This window comes from Pseudomonas sp. C1C7, assembly GCF_013359595.1.
In the GTDB taxonomy this organism is placed as follows: domain Bacteria; phylum Pseudomonadota; class Gammaproteobacteria; order Pseudomonadales; family Pseudomonadaceae; genus Aquipseudomonas.
The window spans coordinates 1-22,805 of sequence record NZ_JABFMP010000033.1; the positions used below are offsets into that span (position 1 = coordinate 1).

General features: G+C 60.6%; 18 protein-coding genes and 2 pseudogenes. 9 read left to right on the plus strand and 11 right to left on the minus strand.

Going from position 1 to position 22,805, the window contains the following annotated elements; all coding sequences use genetic code 11:
• Nucleotides 1-148 precede the first annotated feature (148 nt).
• Nucleotides 149-4,228 carry a bifunctional nitrate reductase/sulfite reductase flavoprotein subunit alpha gene (locus HNO86_RS23185; protein WP_175379259.1) on the plus strand — a complete coding sequence of 1,360 codons (4,080 nt, stop codon included), beginning with the start codon at nt 149-151 and terminating at the stop codon, nt 4,226-4,228.
• 381 nt (nt 4,229-4,609) lie between these two features.
• On the opposite strand, the gene HNO86_RS23190 is transcribed toward HNO86_RS23185, so the two are convergent.
• The 3 genes from HNO86_RS23190 to HNO86_RS23200 are packed head-to-tail and all read right to left on the minus strand — an operon-like array spanning nt 4,610 to nt 7,716.
• The gene (locus HNO86_RS23190) at nt 4,610-5,401 is read right to left on the minus strand and encodes an SDR family oxidoreductase (protein WP_175379260.1); all 792 of its coding nucleotides are present in this window, start codon (nt 5,399-5,401) and stop codon (nt 4,610-4,612) included.
• 12 nt (nt 5,402-5,413) lie between these two features.
• On the minus strand, nt 5,414-6,730 hold the full coding sequence (locus HNO86_RS23195) for an MFS transporter (RefSeq protein ID WP_175379261.1): 1,317 nt from the start codon (nt 6,728-6,730) through the stop codon (nt 5,414-5,416).
• Nucleotides 6,731-6,777: 47 nt separating this feature from the next.
• Nucleotides 6,778-7,716: a 3-keto-5-aminohexanoate cleavage protein gene (locus tag HNO86_RS23200; protein WP_175379262.1), complete on the minus strand. Its 939-nt coding sequence runs from the start codon at nt 7,714-7,716 to the stop codon at nt 6,778-6,780.
• A 158-nt stretch (nt 7,717-7,874) separates the two neighbouring features.
• Between HNO86_RS23200 and HNO86_RS23205 the strand changes: the two genes are divergently transcribed.
• Nucleotides 7,875-8,903: an AraC family transcriptional regulator gene (locus tag HNO86_RS23205; protein ID WP_175379263.1), complete on the plus strand. Its 1,029-nt coding sequence runs from the start codon at nt 7,875-7,877 to the stop codon at nt 8,901-8,903.
• A gap of 32 nt (nt 8,904-8,935) precedes the next feature.
• Here the strand turns inward: HNO86_RS23205 and HNO86_RS23210 are convergent, their stop codons facing one another.
• Nucleotides 8,936-10,201 (minus strand): OprD family porin, encoded by a 1,266-nt coding sequence (locus tag HNO86_RS23210; protein WP_175379264.1) that lies wholly within the window; start codon nt 10,199-10,201, stop codon nt 8,936-8,938.
• Between the two features lie 329 nt (nt 10,202-10,530).
• On the opposite strand from HNO86_RS23210, the pseudogene HNO86_RS23215 reads away from it, so the two are divergent.
• The 3 genes and pseudogenes from HNO86_RS23215 to HNO86_RS23225 all read left to right on the plus strand — a co-directional run.
• Nucleotides 10,531-10,656 (plus strand): annotated as a pseudogene (locus HNO86_RS23215) (RidA family protein); the annotation flags it as partial.
• 309 nt (nt 10,657-10,965) lie between these two features.
• On the plus strand, nt 10,966-11,826 hold the full coding sequence (locus HNO86_RS23220) for a CAP domain-containing protein (RefSeq protein ID WP_175379265.1): 861 nt from the start codon (nt 10,966-10,968) through the stop codon (nt 11,824-11,826).
• A 526-nt stretch (nt 11,827-12,352) separates the two neighbouring features.
• Complete coding sequence (locus HNO86_RS23225; protein WP_175379266.1) at nt 12,353-12,661, plus strand: hypothetical protein; 309 nt, start codon at nt 12,353-12,355, stop codon at nt 12,659-12,661.
• Nucleotides 12,662-12,724: 63 nt separating this feature from the next.
• Here HNO86_RS23225 and HNO86_RS23230 read toward each other — a convergent pair whose 3' ends face one another.
• Complete coding sequence (locus HNO86_RS23230) at nt 12,725-13,735, minus strand: GlxA family transcriptional regulator (protein ID WP_175379267.1); 1,011 nt, start codon at nt 13,733-13,735, stop codon at nt 12,725-12,727.
• 297 nt (nt 13,736-14,032) lie between these two features.
• Here HNO86_RS23230 and leuC point away from each other — a divergent pair, with 297 nt between their 5' ends.
• Nucleotides 14,033-15,454, plus strand: coding sequence for a 3-isopropylmalate dehydratase large subunit (gene leuC, locus HNO86_RS23235; protein WP_175379268.1), 1,422 nt, complete (start codon nt 14,033-14,035; stop codon nt 15,452-15,454).
• A 3-nt stretch (nt 15,455-15,457) separates the two neighbouring features.
• Nucleotides 15,458-16,066: a 3-isopropylmalate dehydratase small subunit gene (gene leuD, locus HNO86_RS23240; RefSeq protein ID WP_175379269.1), complete on the plus strand. Its 609-nt coding sequence runs from the start codon at nt 15,458-15,460 to the stop codon at nt 16,064-16,066.
• 119 nt (nt 16,067-16,185) lie between these two features.
• On the opposite strand, the gene HNO86_RS23245 is transcribed toward leuD, so the two are convergent.
• Nucleotides 16,186-17,103 (minus strand): LysR substrate-binding domain-containing protein, encoded by a 918-nt coding sequence (locus HNO86_RS23245; protein WP_175379270.1) that lies wholly within the window; start codon nt 17,101-17,103, stop codon nt 16,186-16,188.
• 153 nt (nt 17,104-17,256) lie between these two features.
• Here HNO86_RS23245 and HNO86_RS23250 point away from each other — a divergent pair, with 153 nt between their 5' ends.
• Complete coding sequence (locus HNO86_RS23250) at nt 17,257-18,585, plus strand: 2-hydroxycarboxylate transporter family protein (RefSeq protein WP_175379271.1); 1,329 nt, start codon at nt 17,257-17,259, stop codon at nt 18,583-18,585.
• A 74-nt stretch (nt 18,586-18,659) separates the two neighbouring features.
• On the opposite strand, the gene HNO86_RS23255 is transcribed toward HNO86_RS23250, so the two are convergent.
• The 4 genes from HNO86_RS23255 to HNO86_RS23270 form a co-directional block, all read right to left on the minus strand.
• Nucleotides 18,660-19,289, minus strand: a complete 630-nt coding sequence (locus HNO86_RS23255; RefSeq protein WP_175379272.1) for a PQQ-binding-like beta-propeller repeat protein — start codon at nt 19,287-19,289, stop codon at nt 18,660-18,662.
• 36 nt (nt 19,290-19,325) lie between these two features.
• Nucleotides 19,326-20,546: a helix-turn-helix domain-containing protein gene (locus HNO86_RS23260; protein WP_175379273.1), complete on the minus strand. Its 1,221-nt coding sequence runs from the start codon at nt 20,544-20,546 to the stop codon at nt 19,326-19,328.
• Nucleotides 20,547-20,761: 215 nt separating this feature from the next.
• Nucleotides 20,762-20,965 (minus strand): DUF769 domain-containing protein, encoded by a 204-nt coding sequence (locus HNO86_RS30660; protein ID WP_372242553.1) that lies wholly within the window; start codon nt 20,963-20,965, stop codon nt 20,762-20,764.
• A gap of 634 nt (nt 20,966-21,599) precedes the next feature.
• Nucleotides 21,600-21,938: a hypothetical protein gene (locus tag HNO86_RS23270; RefSeq protein WP_175379274.1), complete on the minus strand. Its 339-nt coding sequence runs from the start codon at nt 21,936-21,938 to the stop codon at nt 21,600-21,602.
• 234 nt (nt 21,939-22,172) lie between these two features.
• Between HNO86_RS23270 and HNO86_RS23275 the strand changes: the two are divergent.
• Nucleotides 22,173-22,322: pseudogene (locus HNO86_RS23275) on the plus strand (IS5/IS1182 family transposase); the annotation flags it as partial.
• A gap of 225 nt (nt 22,323-22,547) precedes the next feature.
• Here the strand turns inward: HNO86_RS23275 and HNO86_RS23280 are convergent.
• Nucleotides 22,548-22,796, minus strand: coding sequence for a hypothetical protein (locus tag HNO86_RS23280; protein WP_175379275.1), 249 nt, complete (start codon nt 22,794-22,796; stop codon nt 22,548-22,550).
• Nucleotides 22,797-22,805 lie beyond the last annotated feature (9 nt).

Consider the following 22,805-nt stretch of genomic DNA (forward strand, 5'->3'; position numbering starts at 1 on the left):
CCGCCCTTCCCCCATCCTGGCCCGCCCTTTGCAGTCCACCTGAAACGCAGTCAACGCAGATTGCACCTATACGACAAAGGCGCCGTGTAGCCCCCGTTTCGACGGAGGGCCGCATGGCGCCTTTTGCATTGGTGGTTGAGGGACGAACATGGCAGACAGAACCGTACGCAGCGTATGCCCCTATTGTGGCGTGGGGTGCGGCATCGTCATGCAGGTCGAGGGCAACCGGGTGGTCAAGGTGGTGGGCGACAAGAGCCACCCGACCAACTTCGGGCGCCTGTGCACCAAAGGCACCACCAGCGGCCAGGCGATTGCCGAGTCCGGCAGGATGGAGAACGCCTACCTGCGCCACGCCCGTGACCATGACCCGGTGCGCGTCGCCATGGACCAGGCCATCGGCGAAACCGCCAGCCGGCTACGCGGCATTCTTGATACCCACGGGCCCGATGCCCTGGCGTTCTACGTTTCCGGGCAGATGTCGCTGGAAGCCCAGTACCTGATCAACAAACTGGCCAAGGGGTTCGTGCGCACCAACAACGTCGAGTCCAACTCGCGTCTGTGCATGGCCAGCGCCGGCAGCGGCTACAAGCTGTCGCTGGGCTCCGATGGGCCTCCGGGCTCCTACCAGGACTTCGACAAGGCCGACCTGTTCTTCGTGACCGGCGCCAACATGGCCGACTGTCACCCGATCCTGTTTCTGCGCATGATGGACCGGGTCAAGGCCGGCGCCCGGCTGATCGTGGTCGACCCACGGCGCAGCGCCACCGCCGACAAGGCCGGGCTGTTCCTGCAAATCAAGCCCGGCACCGACCTGGCACTGCTCAATGGCCTGCTGCACCTGCTTTTGAAAAACGGCCACACCGACCCGGACTTCATTGCCGCCTTCACCGAAGGCTGGGAGGCGATGCCCGCGTTTCTCGACGACTATTCCCCGGACAAGGTCGCGCAGATCACCGGCCTTGCCGAAGCCGACATTCGCCAGGCGGCGCAATGGATCGGCGAGGCCGCCGAGTGGATGAGCTGCTGGACCATGGGCCTGAACCAGAGCACCCACGGCACCTGGAACACCAACGCCCTGTGCAACCTGCACCTGGCCACCGGCGCGATCTGCCGTCCCGGCAGCGGGCCGTTTTCCCTGACCGGCCAACCCAACGCCATGGGCGGCCGGGAAATGGGCTACATGGGCCCGGGCCTGCCCGGCCAGCGTTCGGTGCTGGTGGAGGCCGACCGTGCATTCATCGAAAATCTGTGGAGCATCCCCCACGACAGCCTGCCGCGCACCGTCGGCGGCGGCACCGTGGACATGTTCGAGCAAATGGCCGACGGCCGGATCAAGGCCTGCTGGATCATCTGCACCAACCCGGTCGCCTCGGTGCCCAACCGCCGCAAAGTCATCGAAGGCCTGCAGGCCGCCGAACTGGTGATCATCCAGGACGCCTTCCTCGATACCGAGACCAACCGCTACGCCGATATCCTGCTGCCCGGCGCACTGTGGGCCGAAGCCGAAGGCGTGATGATCAACGCCGAGCGCAACCTGACGCTGATGCAGCAAGCCGTGACCGCGCCCGGCGAAGCAATGGCCGACTGGCAGATCATCGCCCGGGTGGCCTGCGAGATGGGTTTTGCCGAAGCGTTCAGCTACAGCGATGCCAGCGAAGTGTTCGAAGAGATCAAGCGCGCCTGGAACCCCAAAACCGGTTACGACATACGCGGCGCCAGCCATGCGCGCCTGCGGGAAACACCGCTGCAATGGCCCTGCGCAGCAAACGATGGCCATGACCGCAATCCGATTCGCTACATCAACGACGGTGTCAGCCAGACGCTGAGGATCGACGCCGAGGGCCACAAGCCGGTCATCGTCTTCCCCACCGAAAGCGGCAAGGCCAGCTTCCTCGCCCGCCCGCACCTGCCGCCGGCGGAAATGCCTGACGAGCACTTCCCCTTCGTGCTCAACACCGGGCGCCTGCAGCACCAGTGGCACACCCTGACCAAGACCGGCAAGGTCGCGACCCTGAACAAGCTCAACCCCGGCCCGTTCGTGGAAATCCATCCGGACGATGCCGCAAGCTTCGGCATTCGCGACAAGGATCACGTCGAAATACGCTCGGTACGCGGCCGCGCTGTGCTGCCAGCGGTGGTGACCGACCGGGTGCGTCCGGGCAACTGCTTTGCGCCCTTTCACTGGAACGATGTGTTCGGGGAAAACCTGGCGATCAACGCCGTGACCCACGACGCGGTCGACCCGATCTCCCTGCAACCCGAATTCAAGTTCTGCGCCGTCGCCCTGCAACGGGTCGAGCTGATCGAACATCAGTTCCTCGACGTGCCCGCCCCTAAAGCCGAACCCCTCCCTGTTTGCCCTTTGCCTGAGGAACTCGCCATGTCGTCCATCGAGGCGTTTGCCGATATCGTCGGCATCAGTCACCTGCCCTCACCGAAGCTCAATGACCACGAGCGGCTGTATCTGGCCGGCTTCGTCAGCGGCCTGCAATCCACTGCGGCTCGGCAGGCCAGCGGCGTGCCGGTGTTGCCGCTCAATGCGCCCATGGCCACCGACACCCGGCTGTGGCTGGACGGTGTGCTGGGCGGGCTGTTCAGCCGCAGCGAAACCAGCCCGGTTTTGAGCGACAGCGCCGCAGTTCCCGTCAGTGCATCCGTCATCACACTGGTGTGGGCCTCGCAAACCGGCAATGCCGAAGCGCTGGCCGACAGATTTGCCGGGCGTTTGCGTGAGGCTGGCATCGCTGTCGAGCTGAGCGCGATGGCGGATTTCGCGCCGGAAAAACTGAGCCGCATTCAGACCCTGGCGGTGATCAGCAGCACCTTCGGCGATGGCGATGCGCCGGACAATGGCGAAGGTTTCTGGCACGCCTTGAGTAAAACCGAGACGCGCCTGGAGTCCCTGCGTTTCGCGGTCCTGGCCTTGGGTGATCCCAACTACGACCAGTTCTGCCAGCACGGCAAAAAGCTCGATCAGCGCCTGCATGAACTGGGTGCCACGCGGTTGCTGGAGCGGGTCGATTGCGACACCGAATTCCAGGAGCGCGCGGATCAGTGGCTGGTCGATCTGCAAAAAGCATTGCTGCCGCAGGCATCGGTGACGGTCGCCAGCCCCGCTGTCGTGCCGAGCAAGGCCAAACCCTTCGCCTCGCGCCTGCTGACCAACCTGCACTTGAACCAGCAGAGCAGCAACAAGGAAACCCGCATGTTTGCCCTGGATCTGGCGGATTCCGGGTTGCAGTACGAGGCCGGCGATGCCTTGGGCGTCGTTCCGCGCAACTGTGCGGAACTGGTGGGTGAAATGCTGCAACTGACCGGATTGGGTGCGGATACTTTGGTCAAGGTCGACAAGGTCGGTGAACTGCCTTTGCATCAGGCGCTGACCGAGCACTTCGAAATCGCGCGGCCGAGCAGCGAAACCCTGGCCTTTATCGCCGAACGCAGTTGCAACCCGCAGCTGAAGCAGTTGCTGGGCAGCGAGCGCAAGGCGCAATTGAAGGACTGGTTGTGGGGCCGGCAGCTGGCGGATGTGTTGCAGGAGTTCCCGGTCGATTGCTCGGCCAGCGAATTGCTGGGCACCCTTAAACGCCTGCAACCGCGACTGTACTCCATCGCCTCCAGCCCCAAAGCGCACCCACAGCAAGTACACCTCACCGTGGCGGCGGTGCGTTATGGCAAACGCAAAGGCGTGTCCTCGACCTTCCTCGCCGACCGCGCGGAAAACGCCGACGTGCCGGTGTTCGTGCAGCCCTCGAAGCACTTTCGCACGCCGGCCGACGGTAATGTGCCCATGATCATGATCGGTCCCGGCACTGGCGTGGCGCCGTTTCGCGGGTTTCTGCAGGAGCGCCGCGCACGGGGTGATCAGGGCAAGAACTGGCTGTTCTTCGGCGAACAACACGCCGCCAGCGATTTCTACTACCGCGACGAACTGCTGGGCCTGCAACGCGACGGCCTGCTGACCGAACTGAGCCTGGCCTTCTCCCGCGACCAGGCGCAGAAAATCTACGTCCAGGACCGGATCATCGAACAAGGCGCCGAACTGTGGCGCTGGCTACAACAAGGCGCGCAACTCTACATCTGCGGCGACGCCACCCACATGGCCAAAGACGTCGACCAGGCCCTGCGCCGAGTGGCCCAGGACCATGGAGGATTGTGCACCGAGGGTGCCGCGGATTACTGGCGGCAGTTGAGCGAGCAGAAGCGGTATTTGCGGGATGTGTACTGACTGCCATCCCCCCAATCCCGTGTAGGAGCTGACGAGTGCAACGAGGCTGCGATCTTTTGATTTTCAAGGGCAAGATCAAAAGATCGCAGCCTTCGGCAGCGCCTGCACCGATCAGGCCAGTTGCAACACCGGAACACCCCAGAACCTGTGGGCTTGCCCGCGATGACGGTGTGTCAGGCGACATTGATGGTGGATGTGCGGGCCTCTTCGCGGGCAAGCCCGCTCCCACAGTGTCCTGCAGCGCATGCAGAATCTGAGTTCACCCCCGCTCCCACAGTAATTTTCAGCCAGCCGCAAATTCCGGATCCAACCGCCAAACCCGTAGGAGCAAGGCTTGCCCGCGAAGAGGGGCGGTACATTCAGCGTCGATTCAACGCAGCCCTACAGGTACTCGACATTGCCATCCACACTGATCGCCTGCCCGGTGATGTTTACCGCAGCCCGCGAAGACAGGAACAGCGCCATCGCCGCCACGTCCTCCATCGTCACCATCCGCCGCAGCGAGATTTTTTCCAGGTACTGATCGCGCATCGATTCAAAACTGATGTCCAGCGCCTTGGCGCGCGCATCAATTACCCGATCCATGCGCTCCCCCGCCACCACGCCCGGCAGGATTGCATTGACCCGGATGTTGTGCGGCCCCAGTTCGTTGGCCAGTGACTTCATCATCCCGACGATCGCCCATTTGGTGGACGCATAAGGCGTTCGGAATGGATAACCCAGACGCCCGGCGACTGAAGACATGGCGATGATGTGCGGATTGTGCCCCGACTTTTTCAGGTGCGGCACCGCTTTTCTCAGGAAGTAGTACTGGCTGTTGAGGTTGGTGGAAATGGTCTGTTCCCACGCATCCGCATCCAGTTCCTCAATGTTCCCGGTCGGCCCGGCGATGCCGGCGTTGTTGACGAGGATGTCCAACCCGCCGAGCAGCGAAATCGCCTCGTCCATGATCCGGTCGACATGCTGCTTGATCCCGACATCCGCCACTGCGCCATGCATGCCGGGGAATTCCAGCTTCATGCGGTCGACGGCAGCGGCATTGATATCGCAGATGTAAACCTGGGCACCCACCTCATGGAACGCCTTGGCGATAACCGCGCCGATGCCCGCGGCGCCTCCGGTGATGACCACTTTCAAACCTGGTGTCGGTGTCAGCAAATCCACAATTTTCATGACGCTCTCCTCTTATTCTGCAACCGACTGCGGGCCCGGTTCGTTGTCGATCGCTTTGGCCAACAACGGCACCAGCAGCAATCCCAGCACCGCGGCGGACACGATCACGTAGAAACCCGACGAACTCAAGCCCGTGGCCTTTTCAACCAGGCCAAACAGGTAAGGCCCGGCAAATCCGCCCAACAGGCCGATTGTGTTGATGAACGCAAGCCCTGCTGCCGCCTGAATCCCTTGCAGACGCTTCATGGCGATGGCCCAGTAAATCGGCAACACCCCGCCAGCGAAGAACGCCGTGGCGGTGAACAATGCGATTCGCACCGCCGCATCGTTGATCAACGTAAAAGCCAGGGAGCTGGCGATCAGCCCGACGGTGAACAACCCAAGGCAGTAGCAGTCCCGAGCGATCTTGCGATGAATCCTCGGCAGCACCAGCACCCCGGCCAGAAAGCCGAAACCGACACTGCTGGACAGCAGACCCACGGTCAGCGGTGAGGTGATCTGCATCTGCTGGATGATCGAGGGGGTAAAGAACACCAGTCCGACGAACGCTACCTGATTCAGGAAGTAGATCAGGCCGATCAGAATGGTGGTCGGACGCTTGAGGGCCTTGCCCCAGTGACCGGAATACTCATGGGAATCGGCATGGCCGGGCAGCAGCGCATGGGCCTCCAGCGAGTCGGCTTCGGCCTTGGTCAGCCAGCGCGCATCGCGAGGACGCTCCGGCAACTTGAACCACAGAATCACGCCGACAATGATGCTTGGCAGACCTTCGAGCAGGAACATCCACTGCCAGCCGTGCAGACCGCCGATGCCGTCCATCCTCATCAGCGCGCCGCCAATCGGGTTGCCGATGACCAGCGCCAGTGCCGGCGCCAGGTAGATCCAGCCGATGGCGATGGCCCGATCCTTGGGCGCGAACCACAGGGTCACCATGTACATCAGCGCGGGAAACAGACCCGCCTCGGCAATGCCCAGCAGGACCCGCAGCAGGTAGAACGACCACTCGCCCTGGACGAACATCATCGCCGAGGACAGAGTGCCCCAGGTCACCGCGATTCGCGCGATCCAGCGGCGTGGCCCGATGCGGTGCGCCAAAAGATTGCTGGGCACCTCAAGCAGCGCATAGCCGAGAAAGAATATTCCCGCACCCAGCCCATAGGCGGCTGCGCTGATGCCCAGATCGGCGTTCAGTGCCGCCTTGGCCAGTGCAACGTTGGTGCGATCCAGGTAGGACATGAAGTAAATGGCGCACATCAGCGGAATGAGTCTGGCCATCGCTCGCCGCGTGGCCAGCCAATGGGTCTCGGCGGTGCTGAGCATGATCGTCATGGTGCAACCTCTTGTTGTTATTTTTCTGGTGGGTTCGTGCGGCGCTGTTACAGGTGAACCTGATGTTTGCCCTTGAGGCCGAGCATCTGTCGGGCCTCTTCGGGCGTGGCAATTTCGTAGGACAGCTCTTCGAGGATGTGGCGCACTTTACGCACCTGTTCGGCGTTGGTCCGGGCCTTCACGCCCTTGGCCAGGTAGATGCTGTCTTCAAGACCGACGCGTACGTTGCCACCCATGATCGCGCCCATGGTCACGAAAGGCAGCTGATGCCGACCGGCGCCGAGGATGGAAAACTCATAATTGTGCCGCCCGAACAACCGGTCGGCGGTGGCGCGCATGAGCGACAGGTTTTCCGGATCCGCCCCCAGGCCGCCGAGGATGCCGAAGCAGGATTGAATGAACAGCGGCGGCTTGACCAGTCCCTGCTCGACGAAATATGCCAGGTTGTACAAATGGCCTACGTCGTAGCACTCGAATTCGAAACGGGTGCCGTACTCGCCCAGCTCCAGCATGATCTCGCGGATGTCCTTGAAGGTGTTCTTGAACACCACGTCTTCCATGCCTTCGATATGGTCCTTTTCCCAGTCATGACGCCAGCTGGAGATCTTGCGGGCGATCGGGTGAATGGAAAAATTCATCGACCCCATGTTCAGCGAACACAGTTCCGGCTTGGCCATCAACGGATAGGCCAGGCGCTGGGCCAGGGTCATGCGGGTGCTGCCACCGGTGGTGATGTTGATGATCGCATCGGTAGCCTGGGCGATGGCCGGAACGAACTGGCTGAACACTGCCGGGTCCGGAGTCGGACGGCCGTCCTCGGGATCACGGGCGTGCAGGTGCAGGATGGCGGCGCCGGCCTGGGCCGCTTCAATGGATTGTTCCTGGATCTGCGCTGGGGTCAGTGGCAGGAACTCGGACATCGACGGCGTGTGCGTCGCCCCTGTGATCGCACAGGAAATAATGACTTTGCGGCTCGGCTGACTCATGAAGGGACCTGTCTTGTTATTGGATGGCGCAGACGCGATGAAGATCGACGGGGTCGCGGTTTCTGCGTGTGCAAACAAGCTTATTGAATTTCCACCGTGCCGGTAAGATCATTAACGGACACCTATAGATCCCTAAGGGACAGTTACAGGAGTCGCCCATGCCGCCGAAAACGCCCCTGTTCAATGACCGCATCTACGCCCCCTATAAAATCGCCGCGCTGGTGGAAGTCCTCAGCGAGCAAGGCATCGCACCTGCCGACAGCCTCAAGGGCAGCGGTGTCGACGAAGACAGCATCTACGACGCCACCGCACTGACATCGGTACGTCAATACGCGACGGTCTGCGGCAACGCACTGTCCCTCTCCAAAGACCCCGCCACCCCCTTCAAGACCGGTTCGCGCCTGCACCTGTCGGCCTATGGCATGTACGGCTATGCGCTGATGTCCTGCCTTTCGCTGCGCGATTACTTCCGGCTGGGCGTGAAGTACCACTCCCTGGCAACACCGACCCTGACCATCGAATGGCATGAATACGAAGACGAGGCCGTGTGGACGTTTCCGGACGCCTCGAACCCGAGCCCGTCCTGGGAGATCAAGCAGTTCCTCATCGAGCAGCAATTCACCCAGCACGTGACCCATCTGCAGGATGTCTTCGGCAAAAGCTGCCCGCCGACCAAGGCCTGTTTTTCCTACCCGGCGCCGGCCCACGCCGAAATCTATGAGCAATACCTGGGTTGCCCGTGCGTCTTCGATCACGATCAGTGCGAGTTGCATTACGACAGCTCGATCCTCGATCAGAAACCCCATCTGGCTCACCGCCTGACCGCCACCGTGTTGCAGGAAACCTGCGACCGCCTGATCGGCCAGGCCAAGGTGTCGAGCGGGATATCCGGCGAGGTGTACCAGATGATGATGCAGACGCCCGGTGAGTTTCCGAGCATGGAGACGGTGGCCGAAAAGCTGCACATGACCACCCGCAGCCTGCGGCGCAAGCTTCAGGACGAGGACACTTCGTTCGTGGCCATTACCGATGATGTGCGCTGCTCGCTGGCCATCGAATACCTCAGAACCACGATCATGAGCACCGACGATATCGCCCTGCTGCTGGGTTTTTCCGAGCCGACGAATTTCCGGCGAGCGTTCAAGCGCTGGACCGGGAAAACCACCAGGGACTACCGCCAGGGCTGAAGCACGGCTTCGGCCCGGCGGTTTCTCGCCGCTTACAGGATTGAAAACGGGTAACTGATGATGAGGCGGTTTTCGTTGAAATCCGCCAGGTTGAAGTCGCGCTTGATCACCGAGTTGCGCCAGCGCAGGGACAGACTCTTCAAGGTGCCGCTCTGGATCACATAGGTCAGTTCCGACTCGCGTCCCCATTCCTTGCCATCAGTCAAGCCAGCGGAGTGCACATTCGAACCTCTGATGTAACGGTTCATCAGGGTCAGGCCGGGAACGCCCAGTGCGACAAAATCGAAGTCGTGACGCAGTTGCCAGGAACGCTCGTCGGCAAAGTCATAACTGTTGCTGAAACTGTCGTTGGCCAGGGTCGCGCCGCTGGTTCCATTCAGGCGCATCCAGTTATCGCCATCGACCTTTTGCAGGCCCAGATAAAAGGTGTTGCCCAGATACCGGGCAGACAGCAGCGCCGACCAGGTCTTGTTATCCAGCTCACCGGCCAGTTGTTTGCCGTCATCCTCACCACTGAAGAACCCAAGGTTGGCCCCTAACAGCCAATCACCGAGCTTCTGGCTATGGGTGAAGTTGAAATAGCGCTGGTGGTAAATATCCTCCAGTTGCGCATACCAGGCGCCGACCTGGCTCTGGTTGTCATTGAAGGCATATTCCACACCGGAAAAATTGAAACGGTCGGAGGTGATGCCCGGACGATTGAACATCGACATCCGTTCCATGCCAGCGTCATTGCGCGGGCTGTTGCCACGCAGCTGACCGCCATGGAACGTGAAGTTATCCAGGTCTTTTGAGGTGAGCTGCGCACCTCGAAAGGTTTGCGGCAATGATCGACCATCATCGGAACGGACCACCGGCAGGCTGACCGCCCACTCACCGATCTTCGCCTGTGTCTTGGCAAACCGCACTTTTGCCGCCACCGCCAGACGCCCGAAATCGTCCGCTGGCCGACCGTCGTCGTGAACCGGCAACAGTTGCGTATTGGTCGTGCCTTTACCGCCGTCGAGTTTCTGCGAATACAGGCCCAACGCATCCACTCCGAACCCGACTGTGCCCGAGGTAAACCCGGAACGGGCATCCATGATCACACTTTGCGTCCACTCCTCGGCCTTGGCTTGCGGATAAGTGCTCTCGGTGAAGTTGCGGTTGATGTAGTAGTTGCGCAAGTTCGCGGTGACGTGGGCATCCTCAAAGATGCCGTCGGCAAAAGACGGCAGACACGTCAGGGAGCCACTTAACACGGCAAATTTCAGAGACGTCGAAACAGCCTGGGAATTGATCAGGGCGCGATATCGCATGGGGATTCTCTTTTATTTTTATTGGAAGTGAGCGAGTGCACTCAGGTGGCGATACTAGAGAGAATCCGGGAGATTCAAAGATCAAAACCAGACAGCATCGGATCCTAAAGGGACAATCCAATATTGCGTTGCGCCACAGAAACCTGTGGAAGCGGGCTTGCTCGCGAATGCGGTGTGTCAGACAAAATCGATGTCGGATGTAACGGCCTCTTCGCGGGCACGCCTCGCTCCTACGGGGAGTTTCGCGTGCACCGCGAGAGACTGTAGGAGCAAGGCTTGCCCGCGAAGAGGCCGGCACATTCACCCAAAAACCCCGACCGTTGATCCGACAGGTCAATGCGCTTTACACCGAGTACTTCCAGCCGCCTTATCCCAATCGGGCCGCCATGGTCGTAGCGGGCCTGGCCCGGGAAGAGATGCTGGTGGAACTGGTGGTTTACGCCTGTCTGGAATGACTCATCACCTGGCCAATACATGGCCCATGTAGCAGCTGGCGAAGCCTGCGTCCGGCTGCGAAGCAGTCGTAAAGTCAGAGCACGCGGTTCTTCAAGGAGATCCCGCACTCAGGTTTTGCGACTGCCTCGCAGCCGGACGCAGGCTTCGCCAGCTGCTACAGGTCCGCGGGCTCATGGCTACCCTTCGTCGGAGACATTGATGCGCCCGCCTGAAGGTTCACCTGCGCTGTGAACCTTGTCTCGAGACACCAGTCATACCCCAGCGTTTTTCCTCTCCCACCGTAGTCATCTCATCCGAGTTGCCGCCCCATGCGCCAAACCGCTCTCGCTGTGCGCTTCACTTCGCTGTGCCTGTTGACCACCCTTCCCCTCTTCGCCACCCCCGCCCATGCCGGTGCGGAGCGCGAATTGGTGAGCGCCATCAACGATTTTCGTGCCCACCCTGAAGGCTGTGGCCGCCGCCCCGCTCAGCGTCTGTCGCCCCTGACGCTCAAATCCAGCCTGGCCTTGCCGGTGGGTTACGGCGGTGGGATGCGCGAGCGGTTGAAGGACTCGGGCTATCAGGCGATGGCGGTTCGCAGTATTCGTGTGATCGGGGCGCGGGATGCCGAAGAGGCGTTCGAGATGCTGGCCGATGAACACTGCTCGGCCTTGCTCGACAGCCAGTACAGCGATGTCGGCGTCAGTCGCAGCCGGGGCGAATGGCAGGTGGTGCTGGCCAAACCGGTTCTGGACCGCCAGATGGCCGACAGCGGTTCGGTCACCAAGAGCCTGCTGGCCCAGGTCAACGCCGCCCGGGCCAAACCGCGCATGTGCGGCAGCCGGCGTTTTGCCGCCGCCCGGCCGTTGGCCTGGAACGCCAACCTGGGCGCGGCGGCGCAAGGTCACAGCAAGGCGATGGCTTACGGGAATTACTTTGCGCATCAGGACCCGGATGGCGACATGCCGGCTGATCGGGCGCGGGCCGCGGGTTATCGGGGGCGCCAGATTGGGGAAAACATTGCGGCGGGTCAGGGTTCGCCGAGCAAGGCGATGGCCGGATGGCTGGCCAGTCCCGGGCATTGCGCGAATTTGATGAACCCGATGTTTACCCAGGTGGGTGCGGGGTATGCGACCGAGGCGCGCAGTGATGAAGGGGTTTACTGGACGATGGTGTTTGGGGCGAAGTGACTCGAAGGTGCCCCCACTCTACTGACACACCGCTTTCGCGAGCAAGCCCGCTCCCACAGGGATTGGGGGTGTTCTTGAGGTTGTCTATGGCCAGATAAATTGTGCCTCGGAGGTGTAGGACATTTCTGTTTTTCCTACATCCATGGTTTGCCCCGTCACTCTGGGGCAGAATCCCGGCCCTTGGGTGTTTCGGCATCCCTGGCGTAGGAGGCGCTGTAGGACCTGCGAAATTTCGGGGCAAAGTCCTCGGAGATTTCCTTCGAACTGCGGCGACTTGCATGAACTGGTGGGCGTTGGGTTGGCGGGATAGGCTTTTCTCCGTCGCCGCGAAAGCGGGGGCAGGGCGTAGGAAACCCTCACAACTTAGCGCTTATCAGCTCCGTTTTTGCGGCGGCTGTGCGCGGGACACGTTTCGACGTGGCTGAGTTGGTGAGTTCTCAGTTTCCTACTCCCGCGCACGGCTGCCACCCAAGCCCGTAGGAAAGGCCGTTGGCAGCTTCGATTGCTCACCCAAGGACTTTCAACCATGACAAAACTTCACCCCGATCCACCCTACGAAAAACCATTGCCTCCACCGGGCAACCGCTACATGGCCATGACCGGCAATTGCAGCGACATGCCCACCTTCTTCATCGACACCCACGTCCCGCTCGACATCCTGCTGGAAGCCGCCAACTACCGCATCCGCGCGGTCGTCGAGGTCCTGGAAAACCTGTCCATGCGCGGCTCGATCGAGTGTGAATCCTTCATCCTCAGCGACTTTGCGCTGCTGTGCGCCATACCGTTGCGTGATGGGTGTGATGTGCTGGATATCATCAAGCGACGGATGCGCTAACCCCGCGCAACCCTTGTGGGAGCGAGCCTGCTCGCTCCCACAGAAGAACATATTCCAGATCGGCTATTTGACCAACCGCGTCTCCTTCGACGGCCGATACCCGAAATACGAGCTGTAGCACTTGCTGAAATGACTCGGCGACACGAACCCACACGCCACCGACACCTCGACAATGCTCAAGGTCGTGTGCTGCAACAACCGCCGCGCTTCGGTAATGCGCAGATCCATGTAATACCGCTGCGGCGTGGTCCCCAGTTGTTCCTTGAACAATCGCTCGATCTGCCGCCGCGAACGCCCCGCATATTCGCAGAGCGCCTCCATCTCCAGCGGCTCTTCGAGGTTGGCGTCCATCAGGTTCACCACCTCCCGCAACGGCCCACACACCGAAGCATTCAGCGACGGTTTGATACGCCGATAACGCGACGCCTCGAACGCCAGAATATCCTCGATGCCATCGGTCAACGCCTTGTCGTGCAGCCCTCGAATCCACTCCAGCGCCATATAGAACGTGCCGTTCGGGCTGGACGCGGTCATGCGATCCCGATCCACCACATAGGCTTCGCTGGTGACCTGGGTCATCTTGGCGATCTCCGCCAGCGCCGGGCGGTGCTCGGGGTGAATCGCGCAACGATAGCCATCGAGCAAACCGGCGCGCCCAAGGAACCACGCGCCATTCCACACCCCGGCCAGGGTCACGCCCTGCTCGGCGGCGTCGTGCAAAAGGTTGATCAACGCCTCATCGGCCTTGAGCGTGGTCCGGTAACCGCCACAGACCACCAGCAAATCCAGCGCCTGAATCTCGGCGTGGCTCAGACACGCATCCGGCCGAATGACCAGCCCCAGATCGCTGATCACTTCTCCTTCGGCCAAACCGAAGGTCTTGGTGGAAAACAGCTCGGGCCGCAGCAGGTTAGCCGTGACGATCGTGTCCAGTGCCTGGGTAAACGCCGGCAGGGAAAAGTGCTCCAACAGCAAAAACCCGGCCCGGGCCCGCACCGATTGGCCTTCATGCTCATTGAGGTAGCGCAGGTTCTTGCCCTTCATGCCACCGCTGAACTGACGTCGCTCTACCAACGCACGCCTCGCTTCGTCGTACTGACGACCCTGTGATTGAACGCCATGCTCACTGTCACTCCTTGCCCATGAAAACCTGAATCTGTATCGGAAAGTGTTCGACAGCTGGGCTGTTTACGCAAGTTGAAGGCCGATGGCAATCGAACGTTGCCATACGGTGTGCCATGCACCGTGTCCCAGGGCAATTATTCACATTACGTGCGCAAAGCGATCACTTTATGGCGCTTGATGCAGGATTCGCGACGAATAAGCTATGGCCATGTTTTCCGTGATCTCGCCAAAACAAGAGTCCACTCCATGACCCGCCCAAGAACGCTCTACCAGAAGCACATCGACAGTCACACCGTTTGCGAACTCGACGATCAGGGCCATGTACTGTTGTACATCGACCGCCAGGTGGCCAACGAATACACCAGCCCGCAAGCCTTCAGCGGCCTGCGCGAAGCCGGGCGCACGGTCTGGCGGCCGGCGGCGACGCTGGCGGTGGTCGACCATGTGAACCCGACCGCACCGAACCGCATCGCCACCATGCCCGATGCCGGCGGCGCGCGGCAGGTGTCGTACTTTGCAGAGAACTGCCGGGATTTCGGCATCGAACTGTTCGACGTGCTGGACAAGCGCCAGGGGATCGAACACGTGGTCGCCCCGGAACAAGGCTTCATCCTGCCAGGCATGGTGGTCGCGGCCGGCGACAGTCACACCACCACCTACGGCGCGCTGGGGGCTTTCGGCTTCGGCATCGGCACCTCGGAAATCGAGCACCTGCTGGCGTCGCAAACCCTGGTCTACAAGCGCTTGAAAACCATGCGCGTGACGGTCGACGGCGTGCTGGGCACAGGCGTGAAGTCCAAGGACATCATCATGGCGTTGATCGAGACCATCGGTGCCTCGGGCGCCACCGGTTACGCGATTGAGTTTGCCGGCCCGGGCATTGGCGACCTGAGCGTCGAAGCGCGCATGACCATCTGCAACATGGCCGTCGAGGCCGGCGCCCGGGGCGCGTTCATGGCGCCGGACGAAAAGGTCTTCGCCTATCTGAAGGACAAACCACGGGCACCGCAAGGTGAGCGCTGGGAGCAGGCGCTGGCCCAATGGGCCACGCTGCACAGCGATAAAGGCGCCCTCTTCGACCGCGAAGTTCGCCTGGATGTAAGCACTCTCGAGCCCATGGTCACCTGGGGCACCAGCCCCGATCAGGCCGCGCCGGTGGGCGGTCACGTGCCGAATCCCGCCGACGAGCCGGACCTGATTTTGCGTCAGGGCATGCAACGGGCCCTCGACTATATGGGCCTGGAACCCGGCATGCCGCTCAGCGACGTGGTGATCAGCCACGCCTTCATCGGCTCCTGCACCAACGCGCGCATCGAAGACCTGCGGGATGTCGCCCAGGTGGTGCGCGGCAAACAGGTGGCCGCGCATGTGCGGGCGATGATCGTTCCCGGCTCGACGCTCGTGCGCCAGCAGGCGGAACGCGAGGGGCTGGCGCAGATTTTCCTGGAGGCCGGTTTCGAATGGCGACAATCGGGCTGCTCGATGTGCCTGGCGATGAACGACGACGTGCTCGCCCCAGGCGACCGTTGCGCCTCCAGCACCAACCGCAATTTTGAAGGCCGCCAGGGCGCCGGGGCGCGCACCCACCTGATGAGCCCGGCCATGGTCGCGGCCGCCGCGATCACCGGGCATTTGACCGACGTTCGCACATTCTCTCTGGAGGCTTGAAGCATGCAACCTTTCACTACGGTCAGCGGCAGCGCCGCACCACTGCTGGCAGCCAACATCGACACCGATGTGATCATGCCCAAGCAGTTTCTCAAGGGCATCGATCGCCAGGGGCTGGATCGGGGGCTGTTTTTCGACCTGCGATTCCTGCCTTCAGGTGAAGCCAACCCGGCCTTCATCCTCAACCAGTCGGCATGGACGGACGCGGCATTTTTGGTGGTGGGCCCCAACTTCGGCTGCGGATCGAGCCGCGAACATGCGGTCTGGGGGCTTAAGCAGGTCGGTATCAGAGCGCTGATCGGCAGCAGTTTCGCGGGGATTTTCTTTGATAACTGCCAGCGCAACGGGGTGCTGGCGATTCAGCTCGATGAGCTGGAACTGAAGCGGGTGGCCGAGGTTGTCAGCCGGCCGGAGACGGCAGGGATCTGCGTGAATCTGCCGGAGCAGACCCTGGCGCTGGCCGATGGCAGCGTGATCCGCTTCGAGATCGATCAGTTGCGCAAGCAGTTGCTGCTGCTGGGGCTCGATGCGATTGGCACCACCTTGCAGCGGGCGGAGCAGATTCGCAGCTTCGAGGCGCGGCATCTGGCGCAGAATCCCTGGCTCGGTTGACGCCTGATCCCCTGTAGGAGCTGCCGAAGGCTGCGATCTTTTGATCTTGTTTTTAAAAATCAAAATCAAAAGATCGCAGCCTTCGGCAGCTCCTACAGGGGGTTCGTGATTCCCACGGGTTACTCGACCGACAGGTCGCGGAAATACGCCTCCAGAAACTCCACACACACCCGCAATTTCGCCGACTGACTCAACCGCGTCGGATACACCGCCCACACGTTGGCGCTCTGGGTGTAGTCGTGCAGCACCTGCACCAGTCGGCCCTGTTCCAGCATCGGTTTGACGTCCCACATCGAGCGCAACAGAATCCCGCCGCCGCTCAGCGCCCATTCCAGAACGATCTCGCCGCTGTTGGATGACAGCGGGCCGCTGACCCGCACCGATTCTTCCTGGCCGTCGCGCGTCAGGTTCCACACGCCGAACGCATTGTTGCGCTCCTTGAGCACCAGGCAATCGTGGTTCTTCAGGTCGTCCAGCGAGCGCGGCATCCCCCGCCGTTCAAGGTACTCGGGCGTTGCGCACAGCACCCGTCGATTGCTCACCAGCTTGCGCCCCAGATGCTGCCCGGGCAGGTCATCGCCGACGCGAATTTCCAGGTCGAAACCCTCGCCGACGATATCAACCACGCGGTCGAACACGTCCAGGCGGATCTCCAGTTTCGGGTAGGTCTGCGACAGTTTGCAGATCGCCGGCGCGACATGGTTGCGGCCGAAACCGAAGCTGCTGCAGATGTGCAGCGAGCCCATGGGTTGCTGGCGGGCCTCGGCGATCTCACCGACGAAATCGTCGAAATCCCCCAACAGCTTTTCCGCCCACACCCGCACCCGTTCACCGTCATCGGTCAGGGCAATGCGTCGTGTGGTGCGATGCAGCAGGCGTGTGGACAACGTGGTTTCCAGCACGGAAATGCGCTTGCTGATGTACGCCGGCGAGTAACCCAGCTCTTCGGCGGCACTGGCAAAACCGTTCTTGCGCACGACGGTGAGAAACACCTTGAGGTCTTCAGGCAGGGGAAATTGATCACGATTCGTGTTCATACGCCTCATGGCTCCGCTGTTTATCACGAAATTCGCGAAGGATAGCATTCATCTCGAACACAGCGCTTTCCCCCTCGCGCCTACAGAGAGGCAAGGCGTAAACCGTAGATTTTTTTGAATCCTCGATAACAACAAACATGAGGAAGTCGCGACATGAATGAGTCCATCGAACCGTCCCTGAAAATCCCCGCCGTCGGGCTTGTGCAACGCCTGCGCACCTATGAAATCGGCGTCATCCCGCTGCCGGTGTTCCTGGGCATCGCGCTGATCGTCTACCTCTCGGCCCACCTCGGCTTCTTGCCGAAAAACATGATCGGCGGCCTCGCCGTCATCATGACCATGGGCGTGTTTTTCGGCCAAATGGGTTCGCGCCTGCCGGTGCTCAAGGAGATCGGCGGCGGCGCCATTCTGTGCCTGATGCTGCCCTCGATCCTGGTGTTCTACGGCTTCTTCGGCCCGGCCACGATCGACGCCACCAAGATGCTGATGAAAGAAGCCAACTTCCTCTACTTCGTGATCGCAAGCCTGGTGGTCGGCAGCATTCTGGGCATGAGCCGCTTCATCCTGGTCCAGGGCATGTTGCGCATGTTCATCCCGCTGCTGGTCGGCACCCTGGCCGCGGTCGCCAGCGGGCTGATCGTCGGCAAACTGGTGGGCTACAGCTTTCACCACACGTTCTTTTTCATCATCGTGCCAATCATCGGTGGCGGGATCGGCGAAGGGATTCTGCCGCTGTCGCTGGCCTACTCGGCGATCCTCGGCGGCACCCCGGATATCTACGTCGCACAGTTGGCGCCTGCCGCGGTGGTCGGCAACATCGTTGCGATCATCTGCGCCGGCTACCTGGCTCGCCTGGCCCTGAAACGCCCGGGCATCAACGGTGAAGGCTCGCTGATTCGCGCCAGGGCCGAGAATGACAAATTCAAGGTCAAGGAAGACAGCGGCTCCGTCGTCGACTTCCGCGTCATGGGCGCCGGCGTGCTGGTGATCTGCGCCTTCTTCGTGCTCGGCGGCCTGCTGGAAAAAGTCGTCGGCATCCCCGGCCCGGTGATGATGATCCTCGCCGCCGTGCTGTTTAAGTACGCACGCCTGCTGCCAGAGAAACTCGAAAAAGGCGCCAACACTTTCTACAAACTGGTGTCCTCGGCATTCATCTGGCCCGTGATGATCGGCCTGGGCATGCTCTACGTGCCGCTGGACAGCGTGGTGAAAGTGTTCTCGGTGGGTTATGTGCTGGTCTGCGTGTCGGTGGTGGTCTCGATGACGGTTGCCGGTTTTTTCATTGGCAACCTGATGAACATGTACCCGATCGAATCGGCCATCGTGACCTGCTGCCACAGCGGCTTGGGCGGGACCGGGGATGTGGCGATTCTGTCGGCATCGAACCGCATGTCGCTGATGCCGTTTGCGCAGATCTCGACACGGATTGGCGGGGCTTCGACGGTGATACTGGCGACGTTGTTGTTGAAGTTGTTTGTTTAATGCCAATCCGTTGAGCCACCGCAGGACCTGTAGCAGCTGGCTTCGCCAGCGGCTACATGGACCGCGTTTCAGGATCAGGGACGACGCACCACCCTCACCTTCCCACTGTTACCCCCACCACAGAAAAACCGCTCACCACCATCGGACTCCAGCCCCGACACACCAATACCAGCTGGCAACTTCAGGCTCTCCAGCACCTCGCCGGAGCGCGAATCAACGCGGCGCAATTCACTCTCCTCCCCCTCCCAGGTCCCATGCCACAGCGCACCCTCGACCCAGGTCACACCGGTGACGAAGCGGTTTGACTCCAGCGTGCTCAGAATGGCGCCACTGTCCGGATCGATCCGATGGATTTTGCGCTCGCGATACTCGCCCACCCACAGCGAGCCCTCGGCCCAGGTCAGCCCCGAGTCATTGCCGCCACCGGGGGCTGGAATGGTGCTGAGGACCTTGCCGGTTTGCGGGTCGATTTTCTGGATGCGGTCCTCGGCGATCTGAAACAGGTGCTTGCCATCGAAGGCGGTGCCGGCGTGGGCGGCGACGTCGATCGAGCGCAGCGTGCGGCCGCTGTCGGGGTCAAGGGCGGTGAGTTTGTCGGTAGCAGCGAACCACACCTGTTGCCCGTCCCAGGTCAGGCCGTGCACGGTGTCGACGCCCTCGAAAGGGCCATATTCACGGAGGATTTCAGCGGCTGACTGTTTCATCGTGGTGTTCCTCGAAAGGGGTTGGTGGCGTTCATCCTAGCCACCGGGCAGCGGCACCGGGAGTAACAAGGTCGTCGCGAAACCGGGCACCGGCGGCGTCAGCCAGCGTCGAGCGCGGCCCTGTCCGAACGACTGCACCTTGCCCTGCGCCGCCAGCGAATCGAGGGCTCGCTGTACGTTGCGCTGGCTTTGACCGAGCGCCAACGCCAGCGCCGAACTCGACCAGGCTTCGCCATCGTTGAGCAACGCGAACAATGCCGCGCACTTCTCTTCGACCGGGGGCGTGAGCAGCACCACGTCAGGGGATGACTGGGGGACCAGGGCGAATCCGCGCTTGGTCGCGGTGATACCCGCCAGCGGTTTGAGCGCCGCCCGCAGCCGCCCGATTTCGACCCGCAGGCGCGCGCGATGGGACTCGTCACTGAGCTTCAGGCGAAAGGCGCGGGAGATGAGGATTTCGCGCGGCACATCGTTTGGCCAGGCTTCGGCCAGCGTGCGAGCGAGGGTGAACAGGATCGGGCGCGTCGATAACGACAGCGACATGCCGGCGCCGCGAACAACGTAGCGACAGGCGTCCACCACCAGTGAGGTCGAGGTGAGCAGCGCTTCTACCGCTTGCAGCGACAACGGTTGCCGCAGCCCCTTAGTCGTCAGATGCGCGGCCGTGCTGTTGAGCAGTTGTACCGCGCTGTCGACTTCCGCCAACAGCGCCGGGATCGCCGATTGCCGGGCAGCAAGCTCGGCCCTGGCCAGGGCCGCATGGGCAGTCTGCGATTGCAGGTGACGCATGGCGATCCCCGCCGCCACCAGTTCATGGGTAGCTCTCAGCGCCGGTGGCAAAGTGGCCGAATCGATTTGTGCGAGTTTTTCCCGCGCCTCATCAAGCTGCCCAATCAACAGCAAGCGGCGGATATCCAAATAGCGCGCATGGGCAGCATTCACCCAATCGCCATGCGCTTGCAGCGCCAAGCGCGCCGCCTCCAACGCCGCCACGGGCCAACCCAGATCCCGCGAAGCCAGCGCAATCTCCGCCTCGGCCACCACACACCGAGCCCGCGCCACCACCTCCTTCGCCCCAAACGCCCTCGCCGCCCGCCGCACCAGCGTCCTGGCCCGCGCCAGATCGCCCAACTGCGCCATGGCAATCCCGCGCAACGCCAACGCCGGCGCATCCTCACGCAACGCCACCCGATCCAGCGCCCCCAACGGATCCCCCGCCGCCAGCGCCTGAGCAGCGGCAGTGATCAGCGAGTCCATTGCAGTCCTGCCATGGGGGCTCTCCGGTGGTGGTTGGGTGTTGTTGAGTCTATATCAGGGAATTTGTTGTGCCTGCCGAGACGCCTTCGCGGGTAAGCCTTGCTCCTACTGATCCTGTGTTGTTCGCATTTTCCATATACGACACAAAACCTGTAGGAGCGAGGCTTGCCCGCATAAAAAAGGGGACCGATTTGAATGGCACTTACTTAACATGTTTAGCGTGCCCGTTTTTCGTGACATCTGCCCTTGCTAACCGGCGTGATTTGGTCAGCAAGGGATAGGCCTGAGGTCTTCGTTTTATGGCTCGCGGTTCGATGCGACCAGGTCGATTTCCAACGCGTCTTTGCGCGATCAGCATCAATAAATCTGTTAGACCATCCTCGCCTACAGGGGCCCCATATTGTCGCAAGGCCAGCCATAGTTGAAGGCTGTGCTTAAAGCTCAGCTCGGGCATCGAAACCGTTGTCCCGTCGACAAGGCGTACCGGTCGCCCCATCCAGCGCCACGAGGGCGGTGCCTGATCACTGATAGACGAACCGGTCTGTCGAACCAGCGTGGATACCATTTCTACCGGCAGCGTTGTCTGGCTCTACAGAAGGCGCCCGTGCGAGTGCTATTGGGTTTCATGCCGCTACAGGACCGTTTGATGGAGAAATCGTTGACGGCGTTCTGGCAGGAGCGATCGGCACTCATCGCCTGAGCCAGGAACATCGATAGCGTTTCTGTTGGTGGAAACAAACGCTCTCGGTGCTCTGGCAGCGCTGACTCGACACGCTGCAGCAGCTCAGGAGCCGTAAGCAGATTGAAAAAAGCGTAGGCATCACAGTTCGAAGCGTGGCGGCGCAAACGTTGTTGTTGATGCTGGAGAATTTGATGCCTACGATCCATGTGGGCTGTGTCCTTGGTTCTCCGGTGTGTGTTCGCAACTATCACCGTAGACCAAGGCCAGCCCTTCTTCATTTTTGCTTTCAGCTCAATCGGTTAGCTGCTAAGTAAGTGCCATTCAAATCTTTCCCCTTTTCGTTTATTTTTTCACCCCCACTTTTCTCACCGTTAAATATCACTCAACGGGCATTTTAGGCCATTTCGAACTTGTTCATACCAATACTTTCTCGAATAATCATCATCCCGATCCAAATAGTAAGTAAAATCTAGAAGCCGATCATTCAAAGGAAACTCAAATTTATACTTAATAGTCGAAAGATTACGTTGTACCTCATGCAATTCATCAAAGCTCTCTCGAGCTTCTTCGAAAGAGAAGCAAGCAGATACTTTCTGAATAAGGCTAATACACTTTTCTTCATAGACACTTAGATACTGGCGAATGATTGTATAACTAGAGCTATAACGCTCTAGCTCATTGCTAATATCACACCAAATATCACTAGACATTATTTTGTCCTTATTGGCTGAATATGCCCGACTTGACCTGTCGTGGGATTATAAATCATTTCCAAGCCACCTCCTTCATACTTGAAGTACCCAGGTGCACCACGCGGGTCAGGAATTACCTTCGGGTTGCTACTGAGAACCTCTTTAGGGATTCTCCGATCAAGTCAGCACAGGCCATTTGACCTGTGCTGAAATAGCCTTCCGTCCAACTGCCCTCTACAAGCCCGCCATTCCATGTGTCAGATGAGCTTTTCCGATTTCGAGTACGCCGGTAAGCGCAAGCAAACCCGTCGCGAGCGTTTCCTGGCCGAGATGGAGCAGGTGGCGTGGAGCGGGTTGGTGGCGTTGATCGAGCCTCACTACCCAAAGGCTGGCGGTGGCCGCAAAACCACTGTGCGTAAGCGTGGCCCTGCTCCGAAATGGCAACAGCAACTGGAAGCCATAGATCAGCTACCTAAGACCCAACAGAAATTTGTTGCGCAGATGCTCGATGCCCTGATCGCTCAGGCCACGACCAAGGCGAGCAGTGAAGGAAGAGAGGTTTTGCAGTAAGCAGATAAAACAACACCGGCGCAAGGCCGGTGCTGGGAGAGTGCTACCACTGTACAGTCAACTTAACTCAATTGATTTCAACTGCCCCTCGCCATCGCACAAAATAACGACCGTACCGTACGGACAATCTAGAGTTATCACCCTGTCCTTGTACTCATCATCAACAATTCCGGTTGCCTTAAGAGTAGGGCTGTCAAATCTAATTTCTAGAAAGTAGCCCTCCCCATTGGCGTGATTTGGCAAGGCATCTTTATTTCCTTGCTCAGACAAGATTTTTTGAATTTCCTCAATATGAATTGACGCCATAAGCCCTCC